30 protein-coding genes, 2 pseudogenes and 1 riboswitch are annotated in these 26,649 nt (G+C 38.7%); of the genes and pseudogenes, 27 read left to right on the forward strand and 5 right to left on the reverse strand.

Going from position 1 to position 26,649, the window contains the following annotated elements; genetic code table 11:
• Positions 1-230: 230 nt before the first annotated feature.
• From rpmG to ACWATA_RS02090, 8 genes are all read left to right on the forward strand, one after another.
• The gene (gene rpmG, locus ACWATA_RS02055; RefSeq protein ID WP_013059189.1) at positions 231-380 is read left to right on the forward strand and encodes a 50S ribosomal protein L33; all 150 of its coding nucleotides are present in this window, start codon (positions 231-233) and stop codon (positions 378-380) included.
• Between the two features lie 48 nt (positions 381-428).
• The gene (locus ACWATA_RS02060; RefSeq protein WP_049166202.1) at positions 429-995 is read left to right on the forward strand and encodes a 5-formyltetrahydrofolate cyclo-ligase; all 567 of its coding nucleotides are present in this window, start codon (positions 429-431) and stop codon (positions 993-995) included.
• Positions 982-1,779, forward strand: coding sequence for a DUF92 domain-containing protein (locus ACWATA_RS02065; protein ID WP_165635143.1), 798 nt, complete (start codon positions 982-984; stop codon positions 1,777-1,779). The genes ACWATA_RS02060 and ACWATA_RS02065 overlap by 14 nt, the downstream gene beginning before the upstream one ends.
• 51 nt (positions 1,780-1,830) lie before the next feature.
• Positions 1,831-2,007 (forward strand): protein YqgO, encoded by a 177-nt coding sequence (yqgO, locus tag ACWATA_RS02070; protein ID WP_013059186.1) that lies wholly within the window; start codon positions 1,831-1,833, stop codon positions 2,005-2,007.
• 134 nt (positions 2,008-2,141) lie between these two features.
• Positions 2,142-3,662 (forward strand): rhomboid family intramembrane serine protease, encoded by a 1,521-nt coding sequence (locus ACWATA_RS02075; protein WP_165635144.1) that lies wholly within the window; start codon positions 2,142-2,144, stop codon positions 3,660-3,662.
• Positions 3,663-3,843: 181 nt separating this feature from the next.
• Positions 3,844-4,050 carry a YqgQ family protein gene (locus ACWATA_RS02080; RefSeq protein ID WP_028411617.1) on the forward strand — a complete coding sequence of 69 codons (207 nt, stop codon included), beginning with the start codon at positions 3,844-3,846 and terminating at the stop codon, positions 4,048-4,050.
• Between the two features lie 2 nt (positions 4,051-4,052).
• Positions 4,053-5,021 (forward strand): ROK family glucokinase, encoded by a 969-nt coding sequence (locus ACWATA_RS02085; RefSeq protein ID WP_013059183.1) that lies wholly within the window; start codon positions 4,053-4,055, stop codon positions 5,019-5,021.
• Positions 5,022-5,132: 111 nt separating this feature from the next.
• Positions 5,133-6,035, forward strand: a complete 903-nt coding sequence (locus tag ACWATA_RS02090; protein WP_028411615.1) for a M14 family metallopeptidase — start codon at positions 5,133-5,135, stop codon at positions 6,033-6,035.
• A 35-nt stretch (positions 6,036-6,070) separates the two neighbouring features.
• Here the strand turns inward: ACWATA_RS02090 and ACWATA_RS02095 are convergent, their stop codons facing one another.
• Positions 6,071-6,247 carry a DUF2759 domain-containing protein gene (locus tag ACWATA_RS02095; RefSeq protein ID WP_028411614.1) on the reverse strand — a complete coding sequence of 59 codons (177 nt, stop codon included), beginning with the start codon at positions 6,245-6,247 and terminating at the stop codon, positions 6,071-6,073.
• 209 nt (positions 6,248-6,456) lie between these two features.
• Here ACWATA_RS02095 and ACWATA_RS02100 point away from each other — a divergent pair, with 209 nt between their 5' ends.
• Positions 6,457-7,089 (forward strand): MBL fold metallo-hydrolase, encoded by a 633-nt coding sequence (locus ACWATA_RS02100; RefSeq protein WP_028411613.1) that lies wholly within the window; start codon positions 6,457-6,459, stop codon positions 7,087-7,089.
• 37 nt (positions 7,090-7,126) lie between these two features.
• On the opposite strand, the gene ACWATA_RS02105 is transcribed toward ACWATA_RS02100, so the two are convergent.
• Positions 7,127-7,363, reverse strand: coding sequence for a DUF2626 domain-containing protein (locus ACWATA_RS02105; protein WP_013059179.1), 237 nt, complete (start codon positions 7,361-7,363; stop codon positions 7,127-7,129).
• A gap of 261 nt (positions 7,364-7,624) precedes the next feature.
• Here ACWATA_RS02105 and ACWATA_RS02110 point away from each other — a divergent pair, with 261 nt between their 5' ends.
• The 9 genes from ACWATA_RS02110 (at position 7,625) to ACWATA_RS02150 (ending at position 12,465) form a co-directional block, all read left to right on the forward strand.
• Complete coding sequence (locus ACWATA_RS02110) at positions 7,625-8,008, forward strand: Spx/MgsR family RNA polymerase-binding regulatory protein (RefSeq protein WP_028411612.1); 384 nt, start codon at positions 7,625-7,627, stop codon at positions 8,006-8,008.
• 268 nt (positions 8,009-8,276) lie between these two features.
• On the forward strand, positions 8,277-9,329 hold the full coding sequence (gene comGA / locus ACWATA_RS02115) for a competence type IV pilus ATPase ComGA (RefSeq protein WP_028411611.1): 1,053 nt from the start codon (positions 8,277-8,279) through the stop codon (positions 9,327-9,329).
• Complete coding sequence (comGB, locus tag ACWATA_RS02120) at positions 9,320-10,366, forward strand: competence type IV pilus assembly protein ComGB (RefSeq protein ID WP_473049559.1); 1,047 nt, start codon at positions 9,320-9,322, stop codon at positions 10,364-10,366. The genes comGA and comGB overlap by 10 nt, the downstream gene beginning before the upstream one ends.
• Before the next feature lie 14 nt (positions 10,367-10,380).
• Positions 10,381-10,692: a competence type IV pilus major pilin ComGC gene (gene comGC, locus ACWATA_RS02125; RefSeq protein ID WP_016765560.1), complete on the forward strand. Its 312-nt coding sequence runs from the start codon at positions 10,381-10,383 to the stop codon at positions 10,690-10,692.
• Complete coding sequence (gene comGD / locus ACWATA_RS02130; protein ID WP_016765559.1) at positions 10,679-11,116, forward strand: competence type IV pilus minor pilin ComGD; 438 nt, start codon at positions 10,679-10,681, stop codon at positions 11,114-11,116. The genes comGC and comGD overlap by 14 nt, the downstream gene beginning before the upstream one ends.
• Positions 11,100-11,438 carry a type II secretion system protein gene (locus ACWATA_RS02135; RefSeq protein WP_033579698.1) on the forward strand — a complete coding sequence of 113 codons (339 nt, stop codon included), beginning with the start codon at positions 11,100-11,102 and terminating at the stop codon, positions 11,436-11,438. The genes comGD and ACWATA_RS02135 overlap by 17 nt, the downstream gene beginning before the upstream one ends.
• Positions 11,435-11,872: a competence type IV pilus minor pilin ComGF gene (gene comGF / locus ACWATA_RS02140; RefSeq protein ID WP_473049560.1), complete on the forward strand. Its 438-nt coding sequence runs from the start codon at positions 11,435-11,437 to the stop codon at positions 11,870-11,872. Before ACWATA_RS02135 ends, comGF begins: the two co-directional genes overlap by 4 nt.
• Positions 11,862-12,236, forward strand: coding sequence for a competence type IV pilus minor pilin ComGG (gene comGG / locus ACWATA_RS02145; RefSeq protein ID WP_033579700.1), 375 nt, complete (start codon positions 11,862-11,864; stop codon positions 12,234-12,236). Before comGF ends, comGG begins: the two co-directional genes overlap by 11 nt.
• Before the next feature lie 43 nt (positions 12,237-12,279).
• Complete coding sequence (locus tag ACWATA_RS02150) at positions 12,280-12,465, forward strand: YqzE family protein (protein ID WP_013059170.1); 186 nt, start codon at positions 12,280-12,282, stop codon at positions 12,463-12,465.
• A gap of 23 nt (positions 12,466-12,488) precedes the next feature.
• Here the strand turns inward: ACWATA_RS02150 and ACWATA_RS02155 are convergent, their stop codons facing one another.
• Together ACWATA_RS02155 and ACWATA_RS02160 are read right to left on the reverse strand one after the other, a co-directional pair.
• Entirely contained in the window at positions 12,489-13,313 is an 825-nt protein-coding gene (locus ACWATA_RS02155) for a YqhG family protein (RefSeq protein WP_033579701.1), read from the reverse strand.
• Positions 13,300-14,973, reverse strand: a complete 1,674-nt coding sequence (locus ACWATA_RS02160; protein ID WP_033579702.1) for a DEAD/DEAH box helicase — start codon at positions 14,971-14,973, stop codon at positions 13,300-13,302. The genes ACWATA_RS02155 and ACWATA_RS02160 overlap by 14 nt, the downstream gene beginning before the upstream one ends.
• Positions 14,974-15,153: 180 nt before the next feature.
• A riboswitch (glycine riboswitch) is annotated at positions 15,154-15,246 on the forward strand.
• A gap of 212 nt (positions 15,247-15,458) precedes the next feature.
• Between ACWATA_RS02160 and gcvT the strand changes: the two genes are divergently transcribed.
• The 3 genes from gcvT to gcvPB are packed head-to-tail and all read left to right on the forward strand — an operon-like array spanning position 15,459 to position 19,397.
• The gene (gene gcvT / locus ACWATA_RS02165; protein WP_098112942.1) at positions 15,459-16,559 is read left to right on the forward strand and encodes a glycine cleavage system aminomethyltransferase GcvT; all 1,101 of its coding nucleotides are present in this window, start codon (positions 15,459-15,461) and stop codon (positions 16,557-16,559) included.
• A gap of 20 nt (positions 16,560-16,579) precedes the next feature.
• Complete coding sequence (gcvPA, locus tag ACWATA_RS02170; protein ID WP_034271036.1) at positions 16,580-17,926, forward strand: aminomethyl-transferring glycine dehydrogenase subunit GcvPA; 1,347 nt, start codon at positions 16,580-16,582, stop codon at positions 17,924-17,926.
• Entirely contained in the window at positions 17,919-19,397 is a 1,479-nt protein-coding gene (gene gcvPB / locus ACWATA_RS02175) for an aminomethyl-transferring glycine dehydrogenase subunit GcvPB (RefSeq protein ID WP_328132614.1), read from the forward strand. Before gcvPA ends, gcvPB begins: the two co-directional genes overlap by 8 nt.
• Before the next feature lie 44 nt (positions 19,398-19,441).
• Here gcvPB and ACWATA_RS02180 read toward each other — a convergent pair whose 3' ends face one another.
• Positions 19,442-19,825 (reverse strand): rhodanese-like domain-containing protein, encoded by a 384-nt coding sequence (locus ACWATA_RS02180; RefSeq protein ID WP_034271027.1) that lies wholly within the window; start codon positions 19,823-19,825, stop codon positions 19,442-19,444.
• Positions 19,826-20,055: 230 nt separating this feature from the next.
• Between ACWATA_RS02180 and ACWATA_RS02185 the strand changes: the two genes are divergently transcribed.
• From ACWATA_RS02185 to ACWATA_RS02210, 6 genes and pseudogenes are all read left to right on the forward strand, one after another.
• On the forward strand, positions 20,056-20,889 hold the full coding sequence (locus tag ACWATA_RS02185; protein ID WP_013085005.1) for a lipoate--protein ligase family protein: 834 nt from the start codon (positions 20,056-20,058) through the stop codon (positions 20,887-20,889).
• Positions 20,890-21,201: 312 nt separating this feature from the next.
• Positions 21,202-21,990: pseudogene (locus ACWATA_RS02190) on the forward strand (ribonucleotide reductase N-terminal alpha domain-containing protein); the annotation flags it as partial.
• 221 nt (positions 21,991-22,211) lie between these two features.
• Positions 22,212-23,084, forward strand: a complete 873-nt coding sequence (locus ACWATA_RS02195; protein ID WP_257041533.1) for an LAGLIDADG family homing endonuclease — start codon at positions 22,212-22,214, stop codon at positions 23,082-23,084.
• A 63-nt stretch (positions 23,085-23,147) separates the two neighbouring features.
• A pseudogene (locus ACWATA_RS02200) lies at positions 23,148-24,926 on the forward strand (vitamin B12-dependent ribonucleotide reductase); the annotation flags it as partial.
• Positions 24,927-25,211: 285 nt separating this feature from the next.
• The gene (gene mntR / locus ACWATA_RS02205) at positions 25,212-25,643 is read left to right on the forward strand and encodes a transcriptional regulator MntR (protein ID WP_013085004.1); all 432 of its coding nucleotides are present in this window, start codon (positions 25,212-25,214) and stop codon (positions 25,641-25,643) included.
• A 102-nt stretch (positions 25,644-25,745) separates the two neighbouring features.
• Entirely contained in the window at positions 25,746-26,627 is an 882-nt protein-coding gene (locus tag ACWATA_RS02210) for a patatin-like phospholipase family protein (RefSeq protein ID WP_028411603.1), read from the forward strand.
• Positions 26,628-26,649: the final 22 nt, after the last annotated feature.

The raw sequence follows: 26,649 nt of genomic DNA on the forward strand, positions 1-26,649 counted from the left end.
ATTTAAAAGAAAGGAAGTACGCCTCTCATAAAAAGAGTTCCGCCTATTTTAAGAAACTTCATCTATATATAAGGCGTAGCAGAGAAGGAGCTCAGGACTCTAAGAGGAAAGAAAAAGTGAAGAAATGAAATTAAATGACTTTCTTCAAAAAAACAGACTGGCATTTCCTTTCGAAAAATGATATTATATTAAAGTCTGATTTATGTTTATAATGTTTGGAGGGAAAATAGATGCGCGTAAACGTTACATTAGCTTGCACTGAGACTGGTGACCGTAATTACATTACAACTAAAAACAAGCGTAATAACCCAGATCGTCTTGAGTTAAAAAAATACAGCCCAAGACTTAAAAAAGTTACACTTCATCGTGAAACAAAGTAAGCAGTAGGAGTACAATCCTGCTGTTTTTTTTTATAGGGGGGAATTAAAATGAAATCTCATCTGCGCAAAGAGATGAAGCGCGTTCTTAATTTAATTTCTGAAGAGCAGCACGAGGCACATTCAACGAGCATAGCAAATGCACTGTATGAAACTTGTTTATGGAAAGAGGCTAGAGTCATTGCAGCTACGGTTTCAAGAAATAAAGAAGTTAATACGAAAGCCATCATTGAACGGGCTTGGAAAGATGGAAAGAAAGTAGCTGTTCCAAAATGCAACCCCACAACATCTCAAATGGTTTTCTACGAGATTACGAATTTTTCACAGCTTGAAACAGTGTACTACGGGTTAGCCGAACCAATTGTTGAAGAAACGGTTCCCATTTCAAAATCTTCAATTGATTTACTCCTTGTGCCTGGCGTGGTATATAGCAAGAATGGATATCGTATCGGCTATGGAGGCGGCTATTACGATCGTTATTTAACAGATTATACCGGACAGAAGCTAAGCCTTGCGTTTGATTGTCAAGTCGTTTCAGAGGTTCCATATGAATCTCATGATATTCCCGTTGAATATATTTTGACAGAGAAGGAGCTTATTTGCTGTGAATCCGTTTGATGCTGTCATGATAATCGTGATATTACTCATGGCAGGAGCGGGCTACATAGCAAAAGCACTGACAGTATCGGGAGCCTGCATGTCTTTCATCGTAGGAGCGAGCGTTTATATCGGTTTTTCGCTTCAAGGTTTTTTACTCTTACTCTTATTTTTTAGCACTTCTACGTTGTGTAGTAAGTATAAAAAAGAAAAAAAACGCGCATTAGAAGAAAAGCTAGAGAAGCACGACAGGCGAGATTACATTCAAGTCCTTGCTAATGGAGGTGTAGCTGCTGCTTGCGGTTTGTTATATGCTGCAACAGCTTTGCCTGTTTACATGTGGATGTTTATGATTAGTATCTCAGCTGCTAATGCTGACACATGGGCATCTGAAATAGGGTCTCTTAGTAAGAAGCTGCCGTTTTACATTTGGACGTTAAAGAGAGTAGAAGCGGGTACTTCAGGAGCCGTTTCACTTTTAGGTACAGCAGCCGGAGCAGCCGGAGCTTTTCTTATTGCTGCCGCTTGTTATTTTGCTTTTCCATCCGTATCGCTGAGTAGTATATTGCTAGTTGGGTGCTTTGGTTTTATTGGAAACGCTATAGACACTCTTCTTGGAGCAAGTGTGCAAGTTCGCTTTCGCTGTCAAAGCTGCGGTATTGAAACGGAACGGAAAGATCATTGCGGCAAGCCAACCGTAAAAGAAAAAGGAATAACGTTCTTTAACAATGATGTTGTGAATCTTGCCGCTATTTTGCTTGCTGCTTTTACAGGCGGAATCCTTATCCTGCTTTTACCTATATAAGAGCATAAAATGTTCGTCATAGGAGCAAAGTAAACGTAAGGAGGCTTGAAAATGAGACATATTGTATTAGTACTTACGCTTTTAGTTGTTGGAACGCTGGGCTACCAAATGAGATACCGTGTTTTAAATTCGCTGTTTGGAAATTCATTTATCCGCAGTCTAGCTGTTCGTTCATTTTTTAATTTGCCGTTTGTTCGGGATCGTTTAATGAAGCAGGTCTTCCGCTAAGAGCGAAAGATACATAAAAAACACCTTACAGACATGTAAGGTGTTTTTTCGTAGAAAAAGAAAAAGGGAAAATCGTTGCTTTTTTCCTGGCTTTCTGCCATCTTTACATATAGAGAGTGTGAGGAGGTGACTATTTGTCTAGGCAAGATTTTTATTATTTGCAGGTGGTACAGCAATTGCTTGGCCATTCTTCATATGAGCTGATTTCGATGAAAGCTGATGCTTCAGAGCTATGGTTTCAATCTCACTATCGCAAAGATAAGTCAATAATCCGCATAGTCCGCCGTAATTTTAAATCAGTCGTTGAGCAGCAAAAAGATGTATTGTATGCATTACAAAGAGCTGAGAATGTGCGAAAGCAGAGCGGTAAATCAACGCTTACTCTTAACACAATTTACTTTGCTGATTTTGATCCTTTTTATACAGAGCAGTCCTTAGAAAGTGCGCCGAGTCCTTCTAAAGTGAATAGTTATGTTGAACAACTAACGGCAGAGAAAGCAAGCGCTTATGAACCTCTATTCGAACGGCTGGGTCTTACATTAGAAAGCGCAGACAATTTCTCTTCCGAAGAAGAAGCTCAGCGGATAGAACAGTGGAAACATAAAATTGTGCTTTTTGTGCAGAAAAAACAAAGCGAAGAACAGCAAATAGCTGGATACGGAAAGCCTATTTTTACATATATATTTTTAGCGATGCAAATCTTAATGTTTCTATTTCTGGAGTGGAAAAGCAGTACGCAAAATACGCTCACTCTGATTCAATACGGAGCTAAATATAACCCCTTAATTATAGAAGGCGAATGGTGGCGTTTTTTTACACCTATAATTTTGCATATAGGACTTCTGCATTTGCTTATGAATAGTGTAGCCCTGTATTATTTAGGAACGCTTGTAGAGAGGATATATGGCAGCGGGCGTTTTGTCTTTATTTATATATTTGCCGGGTTTGCAGGATCTCTAGGAAGTTTTATATGGAATACGTCTATTTCCGCAGGAGCCTCAGGGGCCATTTTCGGTTGCTTTGGAGCTTTACTGTTTTTAGCAAGAACAAATCCACGCTTCTTTTTTCGAACAATGGGATCGAGTTTCATTGTCATCATTGTGATTAACTTGATTTTTGGATTTGTTGCGCCGAACGTCGATAATGCAGGGCATATTGGCGGTTTGGTTGGCGGATTTTTAGCTGCAAGCATCGTCAGTTTACCGAAACAAAAAAAGCTGTATATTCAGATTCCGGCTTTCATTTGCACGCTTTTATTAGTAGGAAGTCTGCTTTTTTATGGATATCATGAGCGTTCTGTTTATCAAGATGAGCCATATGCACTCAGCGTAGCGGCTACGTATCTTCAGCAGAAGCAGTATGAAGAAGCAAAAGACGCCATCAAGCTTTTTATTGAAAAAGGGACAAGCAATAGTGACATATATTTTATCAGTGCTAGCGCAGAATTTTATCTTGAAAATTATAAAGAAGCTAAACAGCAATTGAATCAGGCTGTAAAGTATGATTCAACTTTTCATGAGGCGTATTACAATTTAGCTTTGGTGAATATAAAACTGAATGATATTACAGCGGCCACACAAAATATCGACAAAGCAATTGCGCTTGAACCACAAAGTAAAAAATATGAAAAGCTGAAGCGACAGCTAGAAAATTAAAACTGTTGAATGACGAATTTAATATTTTATACTTTACTATTGTGAGAACGTTTACTAGAATATTAATATGTAGACCTAGCAGTGGGCGTTAAATACGGCCGCTGTTTATGACTGAATGACTGTTGAGTTATCTCAAAATAAATGAATCATATCACCTAGAAAATAGGATAAAGGTGACAGAATGAATACGTTATATGATGTACAACAATTATTAAAGTCCTTCGGCATTTTTATATACGTAGGCGATCGTACTGCTGATTTAGAGCTGATGGAAGCGGAAGTAAAAGAATTATATCAGTCTAATTTGATTGATGTACGTGATTACCAAATGGCAATTCTTTTGCTTCGTCGAGAGTTAAAACAACAAAAAGAGAAAAAGGATGAATGAACATGGATGACAAATGGTTAGTTGGAGTTGATTTAGGCGGTACAACAATAAAAATGGCCTTTATTAATCATTATGGAGAAATCATTCACAAGTGGGAAATTAATACGGATGTGAGCGAGCAAGGCCGTAAGATTCCAACAGATATTGCAAAAGCAATTGATAAAAAGTTAAACGATCTTGGAGAAGTAAAGTCAAGGTTGGTGGGAATTGGTATTGGTGCACCGGGGCCTGTCAACTTTGCAAACGGTTCGATTGAAGTAGCTGTCAATTTAGGTTGGGAAAAATTCCCTATCAAAGATATCTTGGAAGTAGAAACTTCCCTTCCTGTTGTAGTAGACAATGATGCAAACATTGCAGCGATTGGAGAAATGTGGAAAGGTGCTGGAGACGGAGCAAAAGATTTGCTGTGCGTTACGCTTGGCACAGGTGTTGGCGGCGGCGTCATTGCCAACGGTGAAATTGTACAAGGCGTAAATGGAGCAGCTGGTGAGATTGGCCACATCACATCTATTCCTGAAGGCGGGGCACCGTGTAACTGCGGCAAAACCGGCTGTTTAGAAACAATTGCTTCAGCAACTGGGATTGTACGTTTAACGATGGAAGAGTTAACGGAAACGGACAAACCAAGTGAGCTTCGCACAGTGTTAGAACAAAACGGACAAGTTACATCTAAAGATGTATTTGATGCAGCTCGTTCAAAAGACGAGTTAGCTATGCATGTTGTAGATAAAGTTGCCTTTCATTTAGGCCTAGCACTAGCAAACTCTGCTAATGCATTAAACCCTGAGAAAATCGTTCTAGGTGGCGGTGTGTCTCGTGCAGGCGAGGTATTACTTGCACCGGTAAGAGATTATTTCAAACGTTTTGCATTTCCTCGCGTAGCGCAAGGTGCTGAGCTAGCAATCGCTACTTTAGGAAACGATGCGGGAATTATTGGAGGAGCTTGGTTAGTTAAATCCTATTTTGAATAATAAGCATGAATCTAACTGAGATAAAAAAGCGCTTTGACTAAATGTCAAAGCGCTTTTTTATCATGCATCTTTTCAATCTTTACATATACATAGTGTAAAGGAGTGAAGATTATGCGAATTATAGATATCCAAAAGCCTTACGATTACAAGCGAACCATAAAAGACATACAAACACTTTTGACTTATTATCCCTATGGTTCTCTTGAATGGATAGGGTGCAGCGTGCTTGGAAAGCCGATTCCACATATTTTAATTGGAAACGGAAAGAGAAAGGTTCATATCAATGCGTCGTTTCATGCTAATGAATGGATTACGACAAATGTTCTTCTACAGTTTATGGAAGATTATTTAGCTGCTCTTCATTATGATCAGGCGTTGAACGGGCAAGATTCAAGAGCTCTTTTTAATCAAATTACGCTTTCTGCAGTTCCAATTGTTAACCCAGACGGAGTAGATCTGGTCTTAAAAGGTCCTGGTGTAGGCGAACCTTATGCGTCTTTTCTTTCTAAAATAGGGAGGGATTTTCCAGATTTTCAAAGCTGGAAAGCAAATATCCGAGGGGTGGACTTAAACAATCAGTTTCCGGCTTATTGGGAAATCGAAAAAAAGCGTAAAGAACCTAAAGCGCCGCATTATCGAGATTTTCCAGGCTATGAATCTCTCTCTGAACCTGAAGCTCAGGCAATGGTAAAACTCGTTGAGCGTCATGATTTTGATTGTGTGATTGCTTTACATACCCAAGGAGAAGAATTTTATTGGGGGTATATGAATGAAGAGCCTGAGGAAGCAGAGGAAATAGCAAGCTATTTTGAAAGGGTAAGCGGTTATAAAGCTGTCAAAACGATTGATAGTCACGCGGGATTTAAGGATTGGTTTATTTTAGAAAAGAAAAAGCTGGGGTTCACCCTAGAATTGGGGAAAGGGATTAATCCGCTGCCTTTATCTCAAATATCGCGCGTATATAATCCGACTAAAGCTATTTTAGTTGCGGCAATGGATTATCTGTCTATTTAAAAAGCCACGCAAAGCATATGCTTTGCATGGCTTTTTTAATGATGTACCGCCGGATAGCCGTGATGTATGATGGTCATCACGGTAAACCATCCGAATACACCGAATGTTAGTACCGAAAAACCAATGCCTAATATGTTTTTATTTCTCAAAGATGAAATAGCTGCAAATACGCCTAGCAATGTTGTTAGTGCAAAAATAATCATAAGACCCACTCGAAGAAACCTCCTTTAGGTAACTTAAAATTAAAGCGCTATCATTAGCTTATCCCTTCAATTGTAAAACTTTTCTAACCGTTTGTCGAGATGAAAACCAATCTTTCTTTTGCTTCTTTGGCTTAGAAAGGTCCTTACTTTCATTTATAAGATGATGTGTGTATGATAATGCATATAACGGAAATAAATTTACACAAGGAGGACACATTATGAACTATCATCGTATACCGCTAGGACCTATTCAAACGAATTGTTATGTCGTTGCTAACGAAAAAAAAGAATGTTTAATTTTTGATCCGGGAGCTCAGGGAAAACAGCTCGTTGAATTTCTCGAAAAACAAACGTATAAACCATTAGCTATTTTGCTGACACACGCTCATTTCGATCACATTGGAGGAGTAGATGAGGTGATGAATCACTACTCTATCCCGCTTTATGTACATAAAAACGAAAAAGAATGGCTTCATAATAGTGACTTAAACGGGTCGAAATTTTTTGACCTAGGAGAAATTACAGCTCCAGATGCAACCGATATTATTTCATCAGAAGGCAATTTAACAATCGGTTCATTCCAATTCGAGGTGTATGAAACGCCTGGTCATTCTCCTGGCAGCGTTTCATATTATTTCAAACCGGGTAACTTTGTAGTATCTGGTGACGCGCTTTTTGCAGGCGGCATCGGGCGCACAGATTTACCTGGAGGTAATCAAGCTCAGCTGTTAGAAAGCATCGAATCGAAATTGCTGTCCCTTCCAGAAGATACGCTTGTACTAAGCGGTCACGGACCTGAAACAACTGTGGGACACGAAATGGATCAAAATCCTTTTCTAAATGGGTTTTAAGAATACAAAAAGCGATGGAAGCCCATCGCTTTTCTCTTTACTGTCCTGGTGTCATCATAAAAGTTGACCAGTACGTGAACCCCACAAAAAAGACGGTCAAATATGCTCCAAAAACGTAAATGTACATTCTTTCAGACAGCTTTAAATAACTAAGAATTACAAAAAAGCCTGTTTGAGCTAAAAAGAGTAAAGAAGTCTTATGCATGTGACCGAGGTAAAACATTACAGTGAAAATTGCTGTCCAGAACCCCATTACACGGTACATTCGTTCCACGTCCATTTCCTCCTTTATCAAACTTAGTTAGTGTCATGATGAATGTCATCGCTGTGTAAGCACTAGAAAGCACTTATGAAACTATATCGATACTTTTCCATTATAATACATCCTTTCTTTCCTGAAAACGCTATCTTTTCCTTGAAATACGACAGAAGAAAAAAAGTTATACAAAACGTATGCAAAATACTATACAAAGGTTATACAAAACGTGTACAATGTATATAAACAATCTATAACTAAAAAACGGGAGGGTTTCATATGGAAGAAATTAAATTTTATACGTACCCGAGCTGTACATCATGTCGTAAAACGAAAAAGTGGCTAGTGAAGGAAGATGTAAATTTTAAAGAGCGTCATTTATTTAGAGAAACACCTACTCATAAAGAAATGCTTGAACTTCTTTCTATGACAACAGAAGGGATGGATGAACTTCTTGCTAAAAGAAGTCAGGAATATAAAAAGTTAAATGTTGATGTGGACAGCATGACGTTATCACAAGTAGTCAATCTATTAATTGAACATCCTCGTTTGCTTCGCCGCCCCATTTTAACGGATGGCAAAAAGCTTGTAGTAGGTTATAACGAATCTGCACTTAAAAATTTGGTCAAGAAAAAAACAAGTCTTGCGTCTCTAGTTGTGTAAGCATACATGATGAAGAAGCTCAATTCAGTAAATAACGAATAAAACGACAGCGTAGAGTTTTACATCACGTTGTCTTTTTTTATGTAATCGTTTAGAGGTGTACAGAAGTTGTACATCGTGTACAAGGACTGAAGCGAAGAAAAGAAGCGTATACGAAAAAAATTATAAAAATGAAAAAAGAAGGAGGAAAATCTCGAAAAGGGTCGAAATTACTGTTTCTAGGTGTTTTAAGAATCATCTTCATTACAAATAAAGGAGTGATGATCGTTTGACCGAAATTGAACAGTTTGCTACTTACGTTATACGAGATGCATGTGAGTGTCGAAGTTCTGATGTGCATATTGTGCCCCGAAAGAAAGATGCTGTGATTCAGCTGCGAATTGACCAGGAGCTTATTTTAAAGAGGGTTATTTCAAAGGAAATGTCTGAACGGCTCATTTCGCATTTTAAATTTTTAGGGGGAATGGATATTGGGGAGCGCAGAAAACCTCAAAATGGTGCATTGACCACTTCCGTTGATCACTATCAAGTAAATTTGCGTTTATCAACTCTTCCTACTTCTCATGATGAAAGTCTTGTTATTCGGCTTTTGCCCCATCAACAATCTACCTCTCTCAAACATTTATCTCTTTTTCCTGAACATACTAAAAAGCTTATTTCTCTCTTGAAATTCTCTCATGGATTAATTATTTTTACCGGTCCTACAGGATCAGGTAAAACCACTACTCTATATACTCTTTTACACGAAGTAAAGCACCTTTTTAATCGAAATGTTATTACACTAGAAGATCCTATTGAAAAACCGAGTGAAACCGTGCTTCAAGTGCAGGTAAATGAACGCGCAGGGATTACGTATACGACTGGTTTAAAAGCTATATTGCGCCATGATCCAGACATTATCATGGTGGGAGAAATAAGAGATAGTGAGACCGCCAAAATTGCTGTGAGAGCAGCGCTTACCGGACACTTGGTTTTGACAACGATGCATACTAAAGATACAAAAGGATCTTTGTACAGGCTGCTTGAGTTTGGCGTTAGCTTTCAAGAAATGGAGCAGACTCTTGTAGCAGTAGCTGCACAGCGTCTTGTAGAAATTCGCTGTCCGCTGTGTTCGGGAAAATGCCACCCTGCTTGTAAAAAAATGAGGAAGCATCGTCAGTCCAGCATATACGAATTGCTTTATGGCAAGGAGCTTAGCGCAGTGATGAGAGAAGTGAAAGGAGAAAATGCGGATTATGATTATAAGACGCTCCGAGATGTTATTCTAAAAGGAATCGCGCTAGGCTATTTATATCCGCATTCGCTAGACGGATGGGGGTAAAGACAAATAGACAAAAAAGGTGGTCTCTCGCTCAGCAAGCAAAAATTCTTAAGCGGGTCTCCAAGCTCTTAGAAAAAGGCTACACTCTTTCTCAAGCTCTTTCATTTTTGACGTTTCAAGTATCTAACAAAGAAAAAACGGATATTGAAAAATGTCTTGAGCAGTTAAAACGAGGAGAATCTTTGCACGATGCTTTTGTTAAACTTCAGTTTCACCGTGATATTTTAAGCTATTTATATTTTGCGGAACAGCATGGAAACCTTCAATTTGCTTTAAAAGAAAGTAGCTCAATGATTGAAGAAAAAGTAAGGCATCGTAAAAAATTTCAAAAGCTTGTTCAATATCCCGTATTGCTACTTCTGTTTATTCTTTCCATTTTATTTGTTTTAAGTACGGTTTTACTTCCGCAGTTTGAAGCTCTGTACTTATCCTTTGGAAACAGGCAGTCTTCGTTTATCCTCTTATTTATGCAGGCGATGTCGTTCTTTCCTTTTGTGTTACCTGCAGTCATCAGTATGCCAATCATCCTTTATTTGTTTTATGTAATTTACATTAAAAAATTGCCTCCAGTAGTTCAAATGCAGCTTTTTATGAGAGTTCCCGTTATCCGAACGTTCACACGACTATTTAACTCCTACTTTTTTTCTGTTCATATGAGCAATTTATTAAACGGTGGTTTATCTATTTATGAATGTTTTGCTCTTTTTCAAAAGCAGGAGCATCATCCGTTCTTTCAAGTGGAAGCTTTTGCTTTTACAGATCAACTTTCCTCAGGAATGCGATTAGATCATATCGTTTCAGCTAAATCTCATTATGAAAAAGACTTGGCTCATGTTATTGTGCATGGCCAGCAGAACGGTGAGCTTTCTCAAGAGCTGTATGATTACAGTCTATTTATGATGGAAAGAATGGAACAATTTATTTTTCGTATTTTAAAATATGTACAGCCGCTTACATTTTTGTTCATCGGAATTGTCATTCTGCTTATGTATATGTCCGTTATGCTTCCGATGTTAGAAGTGATGTCGAGCTTGTAGAAGGGTGAAAGAATATGATTCTAAAAGGTAATAAAGGGTTTACCCTTATTGAAATGTTAATCGTTATGCTCGTTATTACCGTGCTTTTGCTCATTATGATTCCAAATGTATTAAAGCATAATACGGTTATTAACAACAAAGGCTGCTCAGCTCTTGTCAAAACCGTAGAGGCTGAGGTACAAGTATATGAGCTTGAAAACGGCGAAAAACCAAGTCTAGAAGAGCTTGAAGCAGGAGGTTACTTAAAAGAAGGCACCGTGTGTCCAAATGGTCAAGCTATTCAAATTGACGGTACCGGAAAGGTTACGGCTAGTGGTTCTTCTTAAGCAAAAAGGATTTACCCTCATTGAGATGCTGATGGTTTTATTTATTGTGCAAGTGATGATGTTTTCCATTATCGTAACCATTCGGCCGCTTGTGGAATATTACAAAATCACATTATTCTTGCGACAGCTGCAAAGCGACACGTTTTATGTGCAGCAGACAGCCATGAACCGAGAATCTCCAATTAAAATTAACTTTGCACCGAAGGGAACAGAATATATTGTTTCTGATTCTCGTGCCGTTCTTTATAAGCGCGCCTATGACTCCACCATTCATATCACGTTTGGAAGCGGCAATTCCACGATACAATACAACAAAAACGGCAATATTTCTCAAGCAAAGACCATTTTTATCAGCAGTCAAAAGTTTAAATACAAAGTTACTTTTCAAATAGGTAGAGGGCGTTTTTATGTGGACAAGATGTAAGGGTCAGCAGGGCTATACCTTGTTAGAAATGCTTGTTTCATTTAGCATGCTTTTACTCCTAACCGGTACAATTATTCCTTTGTATGTTCAGATGAAGGAAGAAGAAAAGAAGCAATATGTTTCGTATCAAGCTGATGCTATCTTGCACGAAGAGCTATTGAAATATAAATATGAAACAGGATATAAACGGCGAGAAAAAATCGTAAAAGAAAACGTTGTGTTTTATCTGAAGTGGAACGGAGAAAGTGCTCAAAAGCTTTGTGTAGAATGGACAGATTCCGCTGATAAAATGAAAAAGAAGTGTGATGTGATGTTGAAGTGAAAAGTGAAAAAGGCTTTACGCTTGTAGAGATGTTAGTCAGTTTTGCTCTTTTTTTGATCATTGTTTCATTTTTCCCCATTATCATTCCGCTAGCTAAGCAAACATATAATCCAGACTTTAGTATGAATGAAATGGAGTGGGAAATTTTTGTGAATCAACTTGCTATGGAATATCGAGAAGCAAAAGAAGTGAGAATTCATGCGACTACGCTTACGTTGAAAATGGAAAATAATCAGATCATCACTTATGAACGATACGAAGACAAGATAAGAAGACAAGTGGATGAAAGTGGTCATGAAGTTGTGCTGCAGCATATTAAGAATATCATGTATGAACAGCAAAAAGAAAGGCTGCTGATTCGTTCAACAGACGGTGTTAACAAAGTTAGAGAAGAAACCATTACGACGTTTTTGATGCTTGCTTATGAAACATAATGAGCAAGGGTTTATTCTCCCGGTTGTGTTGGCATTTTGTGCGCTTTTTCTTCTGTTAGTAGCTCAGCAAACTACTTATTTTGTGACGAAAAGTTCATTTTATCAAGAAGTAGAGCAGAAAAATCGTCTGCAGCATCTTTTAGAAAACGCGGTTGTACATGTAAAAAAAGAAATAAAAGAACATAATAAATCTCCATCTGCACCCTTAGTGTTAGAAACGGGTACGGTTTCATACGACGTAGTAAGTGAAGATGAACAGATGATTATCCTAAAAATAAAGTGTCAAACACTGCAAGGAAGAGCATTGACAGAAACCGCATATATTCAAAAAAAGGACCAACACATTGTGAAGTGGACGGATTAAGTCTCTTTCTCTCCGGATATAATAGTGCTGAGGAGATGATTATATGAAAACGAATGATTATGTAAAATATATGACTCAGCAATTTGTACAATATATGGATCAGCCAAAAGAAGAGAGGAAAACGAAAAAGATTCAAAAAAAAGAAGAGCGAGCACCTTTTGCGAACAGATGGTTTGGAATGATTCCACTGTCGTTTATGCTGTGGTACCGAAAGAAAAAAGAAAGATGAGCATATCATATGCTCATCTTTTTTTAACCGGCTTGTGTTTTATTAAATTGACGTGACATCGTTTCTGGCGATATGTAAAATAAGCCACCGTTTATAAACTTAAATAAGATCGTCGGCTCGTATAGCTCTTGAAGCGCTGTTTTTTCGGTCATATATATTTCTGGCAGCTCTTCTGCTGTTTCGTAAAAATGATCAAGAAGCGCTAAGTCTTCGTACCATCTTTCCTGCGCTTTTTCTGCCCATTCAGTCGGTTGAGTTTTAACGTAGTCAGTCACGTATGATGTGAGTCGTGCAATCGCACTTTTCGGCTTAATAAAAGGTGAAAGAGTAAAGCAATAGTCCGAGATTTTAGATGATAAATTTTGATTAATGATTGATTCATGAAATGATTCAACGATTTGTCCGTTAATTAAATTAATGCCAAGCGACAAGAGCTCATCCTTTTTACGGTCGCATTTGTATGAGACTTTAATATTTAACGCAAGCCAAGGGTGTAAAGGCTGATTTGTTGGCTGAGCTGATGAAACTTGTTCATACAGATGAATAAACCCGCCTAGCTTTTGAGTAGAAGCGAAAATTTGATGCAGCCTAGGTGAGCCAAAATGAATTCGTTCTCCTTGAACAGAATCGTCTTCAAACGCGGGATCTGTAATGAAAGTGAGTGAAGCAGGATTTGCTTCTCCGCCTGTCTTTTCAACATAATGCCAATAAAATGGACGATTCATCAACTCTTTGTCAAGTTCGATTGTTAATTGAACCTTTAGATAAGATGGTGTTTCTGTGACAATAGAACAATTATTAGCTAGAAAGTAACGCTTTAAAAATTGATGAATATCAGTTTGCTGCATGCTGATCCTCCTCGCTGTCTTCGTATTGAATAATAGACGTCAAGTTCTCCATTTTGATTTTTATTTCTCCTTCACTCCGTGAATGAAATAAAATATCTTGAATATGCTCTTCGATATTTTTTAAATCAAGCTTTGTTAAAATATCATCTAACTCTCCAACAACTCGTTCAAAAAGGTTTATTTTTTCGTATAACAATTTTAAAATATGTTCTTCGACCGTATGTTGAATCGCTAAATTGTAAATGTGAACATCATGCTTTTGACCTAAACGATGTACCCTTCCAATTCGCTGTTCTAGACGCATTGGATTCCACGGTAGATCATAGTTAATAATATGATGACAAAACTGAAGGTTGATTCCTTCTCCGCCCGCTTCAGTGGCAATAAATACTTGCGCGTGGCTTTCAAAAAGCTGCTTCATCCAGTCTTTTTTACCTCGCTTAAATCCTCCTCTAAACGGTACAGAGGTAATTCCATGCTGTTTTAAATACCACTGTAAGTACAGTTGAGTTGCTCTGTACTCAGTGAAAATAATAACTTTGTCATCAATTTTTTGAACGAGCTCCAGAACTTTTTCTGCTTTTGCATTTTGCGGCACTTGCTGAAGTAGTTGCATTAACGGAGTAATCATATGTTCCGTTAATGCGCTGTTTTGATCTTCCTGACGTTCCAGCATGTTTTTTAATGTCATATACACCGCTTCACGGCTGCTGCAGGCCTCTCGCTGCAGGGTTAAAATTGAAAAAGCACTTGAAGGGTGCAGTCCGTTTCCTTTAAAAGACGTAATCGCATCGTATAGCTCGCGTTCTTTCGGTGAAAATTCAACAGGAATGGTTTGAACAATTCGCTTCGTCCATTCGATACCAGTATCATGGCGGCGATTTCGAATCATAACTTTGTTAACAAGCTCTTTTAAGTGCTCATCGTTTTGCAAAGAGCGTTTTTTAGCAGAAAATAATTCTTCGAAATAGTCTTTATTGCCGAGATGGCCAGGCTTTAAAAGAGAGACTAAGTTGAAAATTTCTTCAATTCGATTTTGAATCGGTGTTGCGGTTAGCAACAGACAAAATTTCTTTTTCAGGCTTTGAACAAATTCATAGTTTTTTGTTTTGTTGTTTTTAAGTTTATGAGCTTCATCAATGATGATGAGGTCGTAGTCTTGTTCTAGCACAATTTCTCGATGAGGGGAACGTTTTGCTGTATCAATTGAAGATACAACGATGTCACACTGATCCCACACATATGATTTTCTTTGAGGGACCGCGGGAATATAAAATTTTTGATTCAATTCCATAGCCCACTGTGAAACAAGCGAAGCTGGAACTAAAATGAGAACTTTTTTAACAAGCCCGCGAATCATATATTCCTTCAAAATTAACCCTGCTTCAATCGTTTTCCCTAGTCCTACTTCATCTGCTAAAATGGCTTTCCCATTCATTGTTTCGACTACTTGTTTGGCTACTTCGAGTTGATGAGGAAGCGGCGTTAAATCGGCTAAATGTTTTGGGCTTTGTAGCCCTTCAAATTCTGAGATAAGCGTTTGGTCTTCTATTTCATAGGCAAGTTTATACAAATCCCATGCAGACCAAGGGCCGTCTTGCTCCAATTTAGTTGAGAAGGCTGCTTCCCATGTTTCATCGATGTTTAATTTCACTTTCATGATAAAAATGCTCCTTTGTAAAAAATTTTTATTGAACAAATGATAAGAATCAGGTAGGATAAAAATATATTTAGAAAATTTGAAAAAGAAAATAGATTAGCACTTTACAAATGATTGTGTGAATAAAGAAAGATACATCTTTCAGTAGTATGCCCAACTTTACCAACTTTATAGAAGCGAATGACGACACGGGGAGAGACTACTTGAATGTAGCGCCGAAGGAGCAAGCAATAAAATTGTGAATCTCTCAGGCAAAAAGACTCTTGTTTGACGCAGCTCTGGAGAGTGTCTATGCGTTTATAGACCACCCACGAGGCAAACCTATTCGTTTATAGGTAAACTTTCAGGTGAAAAGGACAGAGACTTCCTACTAAATACAGTAGGGGGTTTTCTGTCCTTTTTTGTTTGGATACATAGTGATCCCCACACTATTTGAAAACTCCCCGTTATGAAAAGTTTCACGTGAAAAAGAGGAGGACATAAATATGACAACAGAATTACACAAAACGCCGCTTTATGATACCTATCAAAAATATGGTGCCAAAACAATTGATTTTGGAGGATGGGCTCTTCCCGTTCAATTTTCTTCTATTAAAGAAGAGCATGAAGCTGTACGTACAAAGGCAGGTCTTTTTGATGTCTCTCATATGGGAGAAATTCTTGTGACAGGAGCTGATAGCTTAGCTTTTCTTCAGCATACGATGACAAATGACGTTTCTACCCTTGTAGATGGAAAAGCGCAGTATACGGCTATGTGTTATGAAGACGGAGGCACGGTAGATGATTTGCTGATTTACAAAAAAGCAGATCAAGAGTATTTGCTGGTCGTAAACGCTGCTAATATTCAAAAAGACTATGAGTGGCTTGTGTCTCACAAACAAGGAGATGTAACGCTCGTTAATCAATCTGATGAAACTGCGCAGCTAGCATTACAAGGTCCTTTAGCAGAAAAAGTTTTACAAACGTTAACGAATGAAAATTTAGCTTCATTAAAGCCATTTACATTTGCTGATGATGTAGAAGTAGCGAATGTAAATGCTCTCGTTTCACGTACTGGATATACCGGAGAAGATGGTTTTGAAATTTATTGTTCTTCAGCTGACGCCTCTCACTTGTGGACGGCTATTTTAGAAGCAGGAAGTGAGGACGGTGTGTTGCCTTGCGGACTAGGAGCTCGCGATACGCTTCGTTTTGAAGCTACTTTGGCTTTATATGGCCAAGAGCTTTCAAAAGATATTACGCCCATTGAAGCTCGAATTGGATTTGCAGTAAAGACGAACAAAGACAGCTTTATTGGAAAAGAAGTGTTAAAAGAACAGCGTGAAAGCGGGGCACCTCGTAAGCTGGTAGGAATTGAAATGATTGATAAAGGTATACCAAGACACGGTTACGAAGTATTTGCAGATGAAGAACAAATTGGATTTGTGACAACAGGTACACAGTCACCGACATTAAAGAAAAACATCGGTTTAGCGCTATTATCAGCAGAGTATACAGAGCTTGGTCAAGAAGTGGAAGTGCAGGTTCGGAAAAAACGCTTAAAAGCAAAAGTGGTTTCAACACCTTTTTATAAACGTTCAAAGTAAGCTTTGGGGAGGAATTTAACATGTTACATCGCTATTTACCAATGACAGAACAAGATCAGCAGCAAATGTTAGCAGCAATTGGTGTTTCATCTGTTGATGATTTATTTTCAGATATTCCGCAGCGCGTTCGTTTTCAAGGAGAATACAATATTAAAAAAGCGGCTTCAGAGCCTCAGTTGTTAAAAGAATTAAATAATATGGCTGCTAAAAATGCTCATTTAAAAGACTATGCTTCTTTTTTAGGAGCAGGAGTTTACGATCATTACATGCCGGTTATTGTTGATCATGTTATTTCTCGTTCAGAATTTTATACGGCCTATACTCCGTATCAACCGGAAATTTCTCAAGGAGAACTTCAGGCCATCTTTGAATTTCAAACAATGATTTGTGAGTTAACGGGGATGGACGTGGCCAATTCTTCTATGTATGACGGAGGAACTGCTTTAGCAGAAGCCGCTATGCTCAGTGCGGGTCAAACGAAAAAGAAAAAAGTACTTGTCTCTGCGGCCGTTCACCCTGAGTCAAAAGATGTGTTAAAAACGTATGCGAAGGGTCAATACATTGAAGTGGTAGAAATCCCTGCAGCAGACGGCGTAACAGATATGATTGCATTAGAAAAAGAGATGGGAAGTGACGTGGCAGCTGTTATTGTCCAGTATCCAAATTTCTACGGACAAATCGAGCCGTTAAAAGAAATTGAAGAAATTACTCATCAAGAAAAATGTATGTTTGTGGTTTCAAGCAATCCTTTATCATTAGGTTTACTTACGCCTCCTGGAGAATTTGGAGCTGATATTGTCATTGGAGATGCACAGCCATTTGGTATTCCAAGTCAATTTGGAGGCCCGCACTGCGGATACTTTGCAACTACGTCTAAGCTTATGCGGAAAATTCCAGGACGATTAGTAGGGCAAACGGTGGATGAAAACGGTAAGCGAGGGTTTGTTTTAACCCTTCAAGCTCGTGAGCAGCATATACGCCGTGATAAAGCGACGTCTAACATTTGTTCAAATCAAGCGTTAAATGCTTTAGCGGCATCAGTTGCCATGACAGCTTTAGGCAAGCAAGGTGTAAAAGAAATGGCGCTGCAAAACTTATCAAAAACGCATTATGCATATGAAGCGTTAAAGGCAAAAGGGGTAAATGTAGCATTTGAAGGACCGTTTTTTAACGAATTAGTCGTGAAGCTTCCTGTTTCGGTAACAGAAGCAAACAATCATTTATTAGCATCAAAAATAATTGGCGGTTATGATCTTAGCCGTGATAACCAAGCGCTTGAAAATCACATGCTGCTTGCTTTTACAGAACTCCGTACAAAAGAGGAAATTGACCAACTTGTAAATGAATTGGGGGATCTTCATGCTTAATCAAAATCAATCACTTATTTTTGAAAGCAGTAAAGAAGGGCGAATCGGCTATTCATTGCCGGAGTTAGATGTTCCGCAAGTAAATGCTGAAGAGCTGCTTGGAAAAGCGTATGTCCGTACCGAAGCTCCTGAGCTTCCTGAAGTATCAGAACTCGATATTATGCGTCATTACACCGCGCTTTCAAAACGAAATCACGGAGTGGACTCAGGGTTTTATCCGCTTGGTTCATGCACGATGAAATATAATCCAAAAGTGAATGAACAAGCAGCACGGATTGCTGGGCTAGCGCATATTCATCCGCTTCAAGATGAGCAAACGGTTCAAGGTGCTCTCGAACTTTTATATGATTTACAAGAGCATTTAACAGAAATTACGGGAATGGATGAAGTAACACTTCAGCCAGCAGCGGGTGCTCATGGCGAGTGGACCGGGCTTATGATGATTCGTGCCTATCATGAAGCAAATGGTGAGACGCAGCGAACAAAAGTCATTGTTCCAGACTCAGCTCACGGAACGAACCCTGCTTCGGCAACAGTTGCGGGATTTGAAACGGTAACGGTAAAATCAAATGAACATGGTTTAGTGGACTTAGAGGATTTACGCCGCGTAGTGGGAGAAGATACAGCCGCTTTAATGTTAACAAACCCAAATACGCTAGGGTTATTTGAAGAAGATATTTTAGAAATGGCTGAAATTGTTCACGCAGCAGGTGGAAAGCTTTATTATGACGGTGCAAATTTAAACGCAGTATTAAGTAAAGCCCGTCCTGGAGATATGGGGTTTGACGTGGTTCATTTAAACCTTCATAAAACGTTTACAGGCCCTCATGGAGGAGGCGGTCCTGGTTCTGGTCCGGTAGGGGTAAAAGCAGATTTAATTCCTTATTTGCCTAAACCAGTGCTTGTGAAAACAGAACAAGGCTATCACTTTGACTATAACCGTCCTCAGTCAATTGGACGCGTAAAGCCGTTTTACGGAAACTTCGGCATCAACGTTCGCGCTTATACGTATATTCGTTCAATGGGTCCAGACGGCTTAAAAGCCGTAACAGAAAATGCTGTGTTAAATGCCAACTATATGATGCGTCGTTTAGCAGAGCACTATGAGCTGCCGTTTGACCGTCACTGTAAGCACGAATTTGTTTTATCAGGAAAACGTCAGAAAAAGCTTGGTGTGCGCACATTGGATATCGCGAAACGACTGCTTGATTTTGGCTATCATCCGCCGACGATCTACTTCCCTCTTATCGTAGAAGAGTGCATGATGATCGAACCAACGGAAACAGAGTCGAAAGAAACGCTAGATGCGTTTATCGATGCGATGATTCAAATTGCAAAAGAAGCAGAAGAAACGCCTGAAGTCGTACAGGAAGCTCCTCATACAACGGTTGTGAAGCGCCTTGACGAAACGCTGGCAGCTAGAAAGCCAGTGCTTCGCTATCAGAAAGAACAGGCTGTTCAAAACGTCTAACAAAAAACCTCGCCCAAAGGCGAGGTTTTTCTATATACATACCATTATTTTTTCTTTTTCACTTTACCGTTCCACATTTTGAAGCCGCCTTTTAAATCATAGATTTCTTTAACACCGTGGCGACGAAGCATTTGTGCTGCGCGTCCTGTGCGCATTCCGCTTTGACAATAGATGTAGACAGGCTGATCTGAACGAAATTCTTTAATGCGCATACGGAACTGTGACAGCGGAATATTTCGTGCGCCTAAAATATGTCCGTTTTCGAATTCATTCGGTTCACGAATATCAACTAGCTGTGCCTTGCGGTAGCCGCTGCGGAATTCTTCTTCAGTTAACGTTTTCATAATGCGACGTTGGATAAAGAACATAACGACAGAGTATATGATGATTACTCCAAGTAAAATGAGTACTGCTGTAATTGCTGACATGCTGATTCTTCCTTTCTTCGACAAAATCCATACTCTTATTATATAAGTGAATGAAATTAGAAGTAAAGCGATTTTGCCTTGAATCTAGCGGATTTCTTCCCGAAAATGAAAAAACTACCACATTTGAATTCGCAGTTTTATGTTGCTCTTTGCTTTTCCTTAGCTCAATCTTTTGGTAGACTAAAAAACGGATTTATTTTTTATATTACATATAGCTGAGGATGAGGTAGATGAAAGCAAAGTGGAGATTTATTGATTCCAACAACCGTTCGCCTTATTACAATATGGCGTTAGATGAAGCGTTATTAGAATGGCATAGTAAAGGGGAAATTCCACCTACGATTCGTTTTTACGGATGGAACCCTCCAACGCTGTCGATCGGTTATTTTCAAAAAGCTGAAAAAGAAATTAACTTTGATAAAGTAAAAGAATTAGGATTAGGCTTTGTGAGACGTCCAACGGGCGGCAGGGGCGTGCTTCATGATGAAGAGCTTACTTACAGCGTCATTGTATCTGAAGAGTATCCTAATATGCCTAAGACAGTTACAGAGGCATATCGCGTCATCTCTGAAGGTTTACTGGAAGGATTTCGTTCGTTAGGGCTCGAGGCTTATTTTGCTATTCCTCGTTCAGAAGAAGAAAAAAATAGCTTAAAAAACCCTCGTTCGTCCGTATGCTTTGATGCTCCTTCTTGGTATGAACTTGTTGTAGAGGGCCGCAAAATTGCTGGAAGTGCCCAAACTAGACAAAAAGGAGTTATTCTACAGCACGGCTCTATTCTGTTAGAGATTGATGAAGATAAATTATTCAGCGTGTTTAATTATCCAAATGACCGCGTGAAAGAAAGAATGCAGCGCGCATTTCGTTCTAAAGCCGTAGCGATCAATGCAATTGCGGGCCGCAAAATTTCTATCGAAGAAGCAAAAGAAGCGTTTTATAAAGGATTTGCTTCTGCTCTTGATATCGATTTAGAACCGTATACACTGTCTGAAGAAGAGGAAGCATATGTAGAAGAACTAGCGCGCACAAAGTACGGATCGGATGAGTGGAACTTTAAGCGCTAAACGAATGCGGATGGTAAATAGATAAAAGTGCAACTTCTTATAAGTTGCACTTTTTATTGGAATTTTTAGAAACAATGCTTGGCTAATAGAATATATAGGGAAGAAAAGTCAAACACTTTTTTTACGAAAAAAAAAATATTTCACTTGACACCCTTCTATATGTAGATGTTTGGAGAAGTGTCAAATACTATATATTGAATTCGTCCAAGCCGTGTGGTAAGTTATTGATAGTTGATTGAAAAACTCTATTTCCTTTAAAAGGAAATAGAGTTAATAAATTTATAGATGTTCGATAGGTAAGGAGTTGTGAGAATGACTGTTTTGTTAAATCAAAAAGTGAATATGAATGTTGAAAAGCTCAATTCAGATATTGAACGCTTTCCGCAAGTACATCCGATTACACCGGATATGAAGTTAACTCATAAAGGTGTTTCAAGATTGGTAATGTTAGACCGCTATGCGTTTAAAGATACGGAAAAATTAACGTTATCAGAAGGAGATTTTGTTGTTCTAACTGTAAAAGAAGACCCAAAATTTCCAGCACGAGGACTTGGCTATGTGGAAAGCATTAATTTTGAGCAAAAAACCGCTGTTGTCAAGGTAGAAGATGAGTTTAGAGGAGCTTTATCACCTGAAGAAGCAGAAAATGGGTTAATTACTCGTTCTTTAGATGTTATTGAAAAACCTCTAGAGGTCTTCTATGAGCAAATTGCAAAACGTAATGCAACAGGCTTAGCTTCTGTGGAAAAAACAGAAGAAAAGCGCAAAGAGTGGTTTGAAAAGTTCTATCAAGAGCTTGTTCAGCTAAACTTTGTACCAGCTGGCCGCGTTCTTTACGGTGCAGGTGCTGACACGGACGTAACGTACTTTAACTGTTACGTAATGCCTTATGTAAAAGATTCACGTGAAGGTATTTCAGAACACCGCAAACAAGTAATGGAAATCATGAGCCGCGGAGGCGGTGTTGGAACGAATGGTTCAACTCTTCGCCCGCGCAACACGCTGGCTCGCGGTGTAAACGGCAAATCATCTGGTTCGGTTTCATGGTTAGATGATATTGCTAAACTGACGCATCTTGTTGAGCAAGGTGGGTCACGTCGTTAACAAACCGGCGACGTAATCTCGTGAATTGCTGGAACACCCTTAGAGCTTTCTTCACCACAACGTGATCGGCAACGATGAGCGTGATGGTTAGAAAAGAGGAAAGATTGGGCAATCAGCAGCCAAGTGTCTTTGGAAACGAAGATAAAGGTTCAACGACTATTGAAACTTCCTAAAAGTTCTAATGCAATAAAACTTTAGTGAATAAAGTAGGTGTTATGATGGAAGCAAAGGAAGGAGTAAACCATAGCAAACGGCAACGTCGCTATGGGGCACGAGACAAAGAAGAAATCATAAAATCAGTTATCAAGTTACATGATCAAGGTTATAGCCAAGTAGATATATCAAAAATGTTAGGTATAGCACGAAACACGATTAAAAGATGGAATGATGAACTTCACTTTTTTGAAGCTAGAACACCAGGCGAAGCAGGGAAATTAAAAAATAAAATCTATAGATATAATGAAGATTATTTTGAAAATATCCTCACGCCTAATCAAGCTTATGTAGTAGGTTACATCACTGGAGATGGAACAGTTTTCGACAGAAAGAAGTCGAAAAGGTTGGTCCTAGTTCTAGCGGAGCAAGATAAACAATTACTACAGGATATCAGTGAAGAATTGAATATAGAGGATGCTATCAAATTCAGAAAAAGAAATGCTAGCAACGAACAGAATAAATATTCATTAACCATCAATTCAACTAAAATGTGTAATGACTTAATAATGTTAGGAGTCGGCCCTAAAAAAACAGGCTTTGAAAAGTGGATCGATTTTGAAAATGAGGAATTACAATGGGCATACTTACGAGGATTCTTTGATGCAGATGGTCATATCAGAGTTTATGAAAGAAATGGGTATCAAAAAGCGAGAATAGGCTTCACAGGAAACTCTAAGATGCTAAAAGAAATCCTAGTATTTCTTAAGTCAAAGGGATTTGCAGTAAATGTTAACTGTATTACACAAAAACAGGGCTGTTGTGACTTATACCTTAGCAGTATTAAAGAAATTAAACTACTTGGAAAAGAACTATACAAACATGGAACCATTAAACTGAATCGAAAATATGAGAAATTTTCTTCTTTGATGATATAGTCTGATCTTACATGAAAGTGTAAGAGTACGGCAGAAATGACCGTACCCTTCTTAACGAAGAGTAACAAATTGGGGGCCCAAATGATCATGCTTGCCGACTGGCATCCTGACATTGTAGAATTTATTATTTCTAAAATGCAAAACCCTCGCATTTTACGTTTCTTAATTGAAAACACAAATGACGAAATGATTAAAAAGCACGCTCAAGATAAATTGAAGTTCACGCCGCTAACAGAGTCTGAAGAAGCAATGTACCAAGGAATCATTAACTATAAACAAATTCCTGGTCTTGGTGGATTTAATGAAAAAATCATTAAAGATGCAGAAGAAAAGCTGCAAACAGGCGGAACGTACAGCGTTCATAACTCAGAGTTTTTAACAGGAGCAAACATTTCTGTATGCTTAACAAAAGATTTTATGGATGCTGTTGAAAACGACGGTGAATACGAACTTCGCTTCCCAGACGTAGAAAGCTATTCAAAAGAAGAAATGGCTAACTACAATGAAAACTGGCACGAAGTAGGCGACGTGCGCGAGTGGGCAAAACAAGGAAACAAAGTTCGTACGTACCGTACTATCCGTGCAAAAGAGCTATGGAACTTAATTAATATTTGTGCAACGTACTCAGCTGAACCAGGCATTTTCTTCTTCGACAATGCCAATGACATGACAAATGCTCAAGCATATGGTCAGCACGTTGTTGCAACGAATCCATGTGGTGAACAACCACTTGCACCATTCTCTGTTTGTAACTTAGCTGCTGTTAACTTAGCGCAAATGGCAGATAAAGAAACAAAAACAGTTAACTTTGAAAAGCTACGTCAAACGGTTGAAACGGGCGTTAGAATGCAAGATAACGTTATTGATGCAACTCCTTATTTCTTAGAAGAGAACCAAAAGCAAGCGCTTGGCGAACGCCGCGTTGGTCTTGGTGTAATGGGTCTTCACGATCTTCTTATTTATTGTGAAACAGAATACGGCTCTGACAAAGGCAATGAGTTAGTAGATAAAGTGTTTGAAACAATTGCCACGACGGCTTACCGCGCGTCTGTAGAGCTTGGAAAAGAAAAAGGAAGCTTCCCGTTCTTAGTGGGCGAAACAGATGCTGAAACGGCTTCTTTACGTGAAGCATTCACAAATACAGGCTTCATGAAAAAAATGCCTGAAGATATTCGTGAAAACATTAAAGAGCACGGTATCCGAAACTCTCATTTATTAACAGTAGCGCCAACAGGCAGTACTGGAACGATGGTTGGAGTATCAACGGGTCTTGAACCTTATTTCTCATTCTCATACTTCCGAAGCGGTCGTTTAGGTAAGTTTATTGAAGTGAAAGCTGATATCGTTCAAGAGTATTTAGATCAGCATCCAGAAGCAGATCCAAACAATCTTCCTGAATGGTTCATTTCAGCTATGGAACTTGCACCACAAGCTCACGCGGACGTGCAATGTGTGATTCAGCGCTGGATTGATAGCTCAATTAGTAAAACAGTAAACGCTCCTCGTGGTTACACGGTAGAGCAAGTTCAAAAAGTGTACGAGCGTCTGTATAAAGGCGGAGCAAAAGGCGGTACGGTGTACGTAGACGGAAGCCGTGATGCACAAGTCTTAACGCTAAAAGCAGAAGAAAATACATTTGATGAAGAAATTGAAGTGCCAAAAGAAGAAACAAAACCACACGTTGTGTTAGTTGATACAATTAATGAAATTCGTTCAACTGATGTAACAATCGGTTCTGAAGTAGGTAATACGTGTCCGGTTTGCCGTCAAGGAACGGTAGAGGAAATGGGCGGATGCAACACATGTACAAACTGTGGTGCACAGCTGAAATGCGGCCTTTAATTTTTAATCATGATTGACTAGTAAAAGCTGACTCAAGTGAGTCGGCTTTTATTATGTATGAAAATGGGGCATAAATAAGAAGCGGGAGAGAACGGTTCTTGTATTTGTATAAGCATTGTAGTATGATTTTAATTGAATGTCTTTTATCCAGTTTTATCTTATGACATCGCTTTATTTACACGTTTTTTTCACATAGATTATCAAACATGAACACGATATCACTATAAGAAACAGACATTTATGACTTATTATTAGCAATACATAATATTAATTGGGGGAGATTTCATGCCTACACCGAGTATGGAAGATTATATTGAACAAATATATATGCTAATTGAAGATAAAGGATACGCTCGAGTGTCTGATATTGCTGATGCATTGGCGGTTCACCCCTCATCTGTAACAAAGATGGTTCAAAAACTAGACAAAGATGAGTACTTAATTTATGAAAAATATCGAGGCCTTGTTTTAACAGCTAAGGGACAGAAGATTGGAAAACGTCTTGTTTATCGCCACGAGCTCTTAGAGCAGCTATTGCGAATCATTGGCGTGGATGAGAAGAATATTTATGATGACGTAGAAGGAATTGAACATCATTTAAGCTGGAATTCCATTGATCGAATTGGGGACTTGGTTCAATACTTTGAAGAAAATCATAACCGTATTCAAGATCTTCGCAATGTACAGAAACGAAATGAAGAAGAGCAAAAATTATAAGGAAAAAGCAGCGGCCAATAGCGTCACTGCTTTTTTTCTTTTTATCATAACTTGTTGCTGAGTCGACTACAAATGTAGAGTAGGTAGTTTGGAGGAGAGGCTGTGTACGTCGACGGAGTATTTTCAGGTGGCGGTATTAAAGGGCTTGCACTGATTGGTGCGTTACAAGCTCTAGAAGAAAAAGGCTTTATTTTTCGGCGGTTAGCGGGAACGAGTGCGGGTTCCATTATTTGTGCATTTGTAGCAGCTGGTTATACAAGTGAAGAAATCGTTGAAATGATGAATGAAATTGAGTTATCTTCTTTCCTAGATCAAAGAATGTCCTTTTTACCATCGAGCTTGACAAAATGGCTGTTTTTATATTGGAAAATGGGATTATATAAAGGAGAAAGGCTTGAAAAGTGGATTGCTGAGAAGTTGCGGAGCAGAGGAATTCGTACATTTGCTGATTTGCCTGATCAGTCGCTGCGTATTATTGCGTCAGATTTGACCAACAGTACGATGCTTGTTCTTCCAGATGATTTGCCTAAATATCACATTGATCCGAATCGTTTTTCTGTAGCAAGAGCCGTTCGGATGAGCTGCAGCATTCCATATTTTTTTGAGCCGGTTAAATTAAAATCTACTCCAAGCAGTTTAATAGTCGACGGGGGAGTGTTAAGCAACTTTCCAATTTTTTTATTTGATGATGATAAAAGTTTGAAGAAACGACCGGTAATTGGTGTGAAGCTGAGTCCGAAGGACGAAGAGAGAGAACGGAATAAAATTAAAAATGCCGTTGGTTTATTCAGTGCGCTTTTTGAGACGATGAAAGATGCGCACGATGCAAGACATATTTCAAAACGTCACGAAAAAAATATTATCTTTTTACCTGTTAATCAAGTTTTTGCGACAGAATTTACCCTCACAGAAGAACGGAAGGAAGAGCTGATTGCGTTTGGCAAAAAGCGTACAAGGGCATTTTTGAAAAAATGGTGCTATTAAAAAAACAAGGAGGCTTTTCTCC

This window comes from Priestia sp. USM5, from assembly GCF_058323215.1.

Excerpts from the sequence above, each read along its gene's own strand:
- comGG (WP_033579700.1), top strand. The coding sequence starts at position 11,862 with ATGAAACATAATGAGCAAGGGTTTATTCTCCCGGTTGTGTTGGCATTT.
- ACWATA_RS02110 (WP_028411612.1), top strand. The coding sequence starts at position 7,625 with ATGGAAGAAATTAAATTTTATACGTACCCGAGCTGTACATCATGTCGT.
- gcvT (WP_098112942.1), top strand. The coding sequence starts at position 15,459 with ATGACAACAGAATTACACAAAACGCCGCTTTATGATACCTATCAAAAA.
- yqgO (WP_013059186.1), top strand. The coding sequence starts at position 1,831 with ATGAGACATATTGTATTAGTACTTACGCTTTTAGTTGTTGGAACGCTG.
- ACWATA_RS02185 (WP_013085005.1), top strand. The coding sequence starts at position 20,056 with ATGAAAGCAAAGTGGAGATTTATTGATTCCAACAACCGTTCGCCTTAT.
- ACWATA_RS02060 (WP_049166202.1), top strand. The coding sequence starts at position 429 with ATGAAATCTCATCTGCGCAAAGAGATGAAGCGCGTTCTTAATTTAATT.
- mntR (WP_013085004.1), top strand. The coding sequence starts at position 25,212 with ATGCCTACACCGAGTATGGAAGATTATATTGAACAAATATATATGCTA.
- ACWATA_RS02090 (WP_028411615.1), top strand. The coding sequence starts at position 5,133 with ATGCGAATTATAGATATCCAAAAGCCTTACGATTACAAGCGAACCATA.
- ACWATA_RS02080 (WP_028411617.1), top strand. The coding sequence starts at position 3,844 with ATGAATACGTTATATGATGTACAACAATTATTAAAGTCCTTCGGCATT.
- gcvPB (WP_328132614.1), top strand. The coding sequence starts at position 17,919 with ATGCTTAATCAAAATCAATCACTTATTTTTGAAAGCAGTAAAGAAGGG.
- ACWATA_RS02160 (WP_033579702.1), bottom strand. The coding sequence starts at position 14,973 with ATGAAAGTGAAATTAAACATCGATGAAACATGGGAAGCAGCCTTCTCA.
- comGC (WP_016765560.1), top strand. The coding sequence starts at position 10,381 with ATGATTCTAAAAGGTAATAAAGGGTTTACCCTTATTGAAATGTTAATC.
- ACWATA_RS02150 (WP_013059170.1), top strand. The coding sequence starts at position 12,280 with ATGAAAACGAATGATTATGTAAAATATATGACTCAGCAATTTGTACAA.
- ACWATA_RS02100 (WP_028411613.1), top strand. The coding sequence starts at position 6,457 with ATGAACTATCATCGTATACCGCTAGGACCTATTCAAACGAATTGTTAT.
- ACWATA_RS02155 (WP_033579701.1), bottom strand. The coding sequence starts at position 13,313 with ATGCAGCAAACTGATATTCATCAATTTTTAAAGCGTTACTTTCTAGCT.
- ACWATA_RS02135 (WP_033579698.1), top strand. The coding sequence starts at position 11,100 with ATGTGGACAAGATGTAAGGGTCAGCAGGGCTATACCTTGTTAGAAATG.
- rpmG (WP_013059189.1), top strand. The coding sequence starts at position 231 with ATGCGCGTAAACGTTACATTAGCTTGCACTGAGACTGGTGACCGTAAT.
- gcvPA (WP_034271036.1), top strand. The coding sequence starts at position 16,580 with ATGTTACATCGCTATTTACCAATGACAGAACAAGATCAGCAGCAAATG.
- ACWATA_RS02085 (WP_013059183.1), top strand. The coding sequence starts at position 4,053 with ATGGATGACAAATGGTTAGTTGGAGTTGATTTAGGCGGTACAACAATA.
- comGB (WP_473049559.1), top strand. The coding sequence starts at position 9,320 with ATGGGGGTAAAGACAAATAGACAAAAAAGGTGGTCTCTCGCTCAGCAA.
- ACWATA_RS02195 (WP_257041533.1), top strand. The coding sequence starts at position 22,212 with ATGGAAGCAAAGGAAGGAGTAAACCATAGCAAACGGCAACGTCGCTAT.
- ACWATA_RS02180 (WP_034271027.1), bottom strand. The coding sequence starts at position 19,825 with ATGTCAGCAATTACAGCAGTACTCATTTTACTTGGAGTAATCATCATA.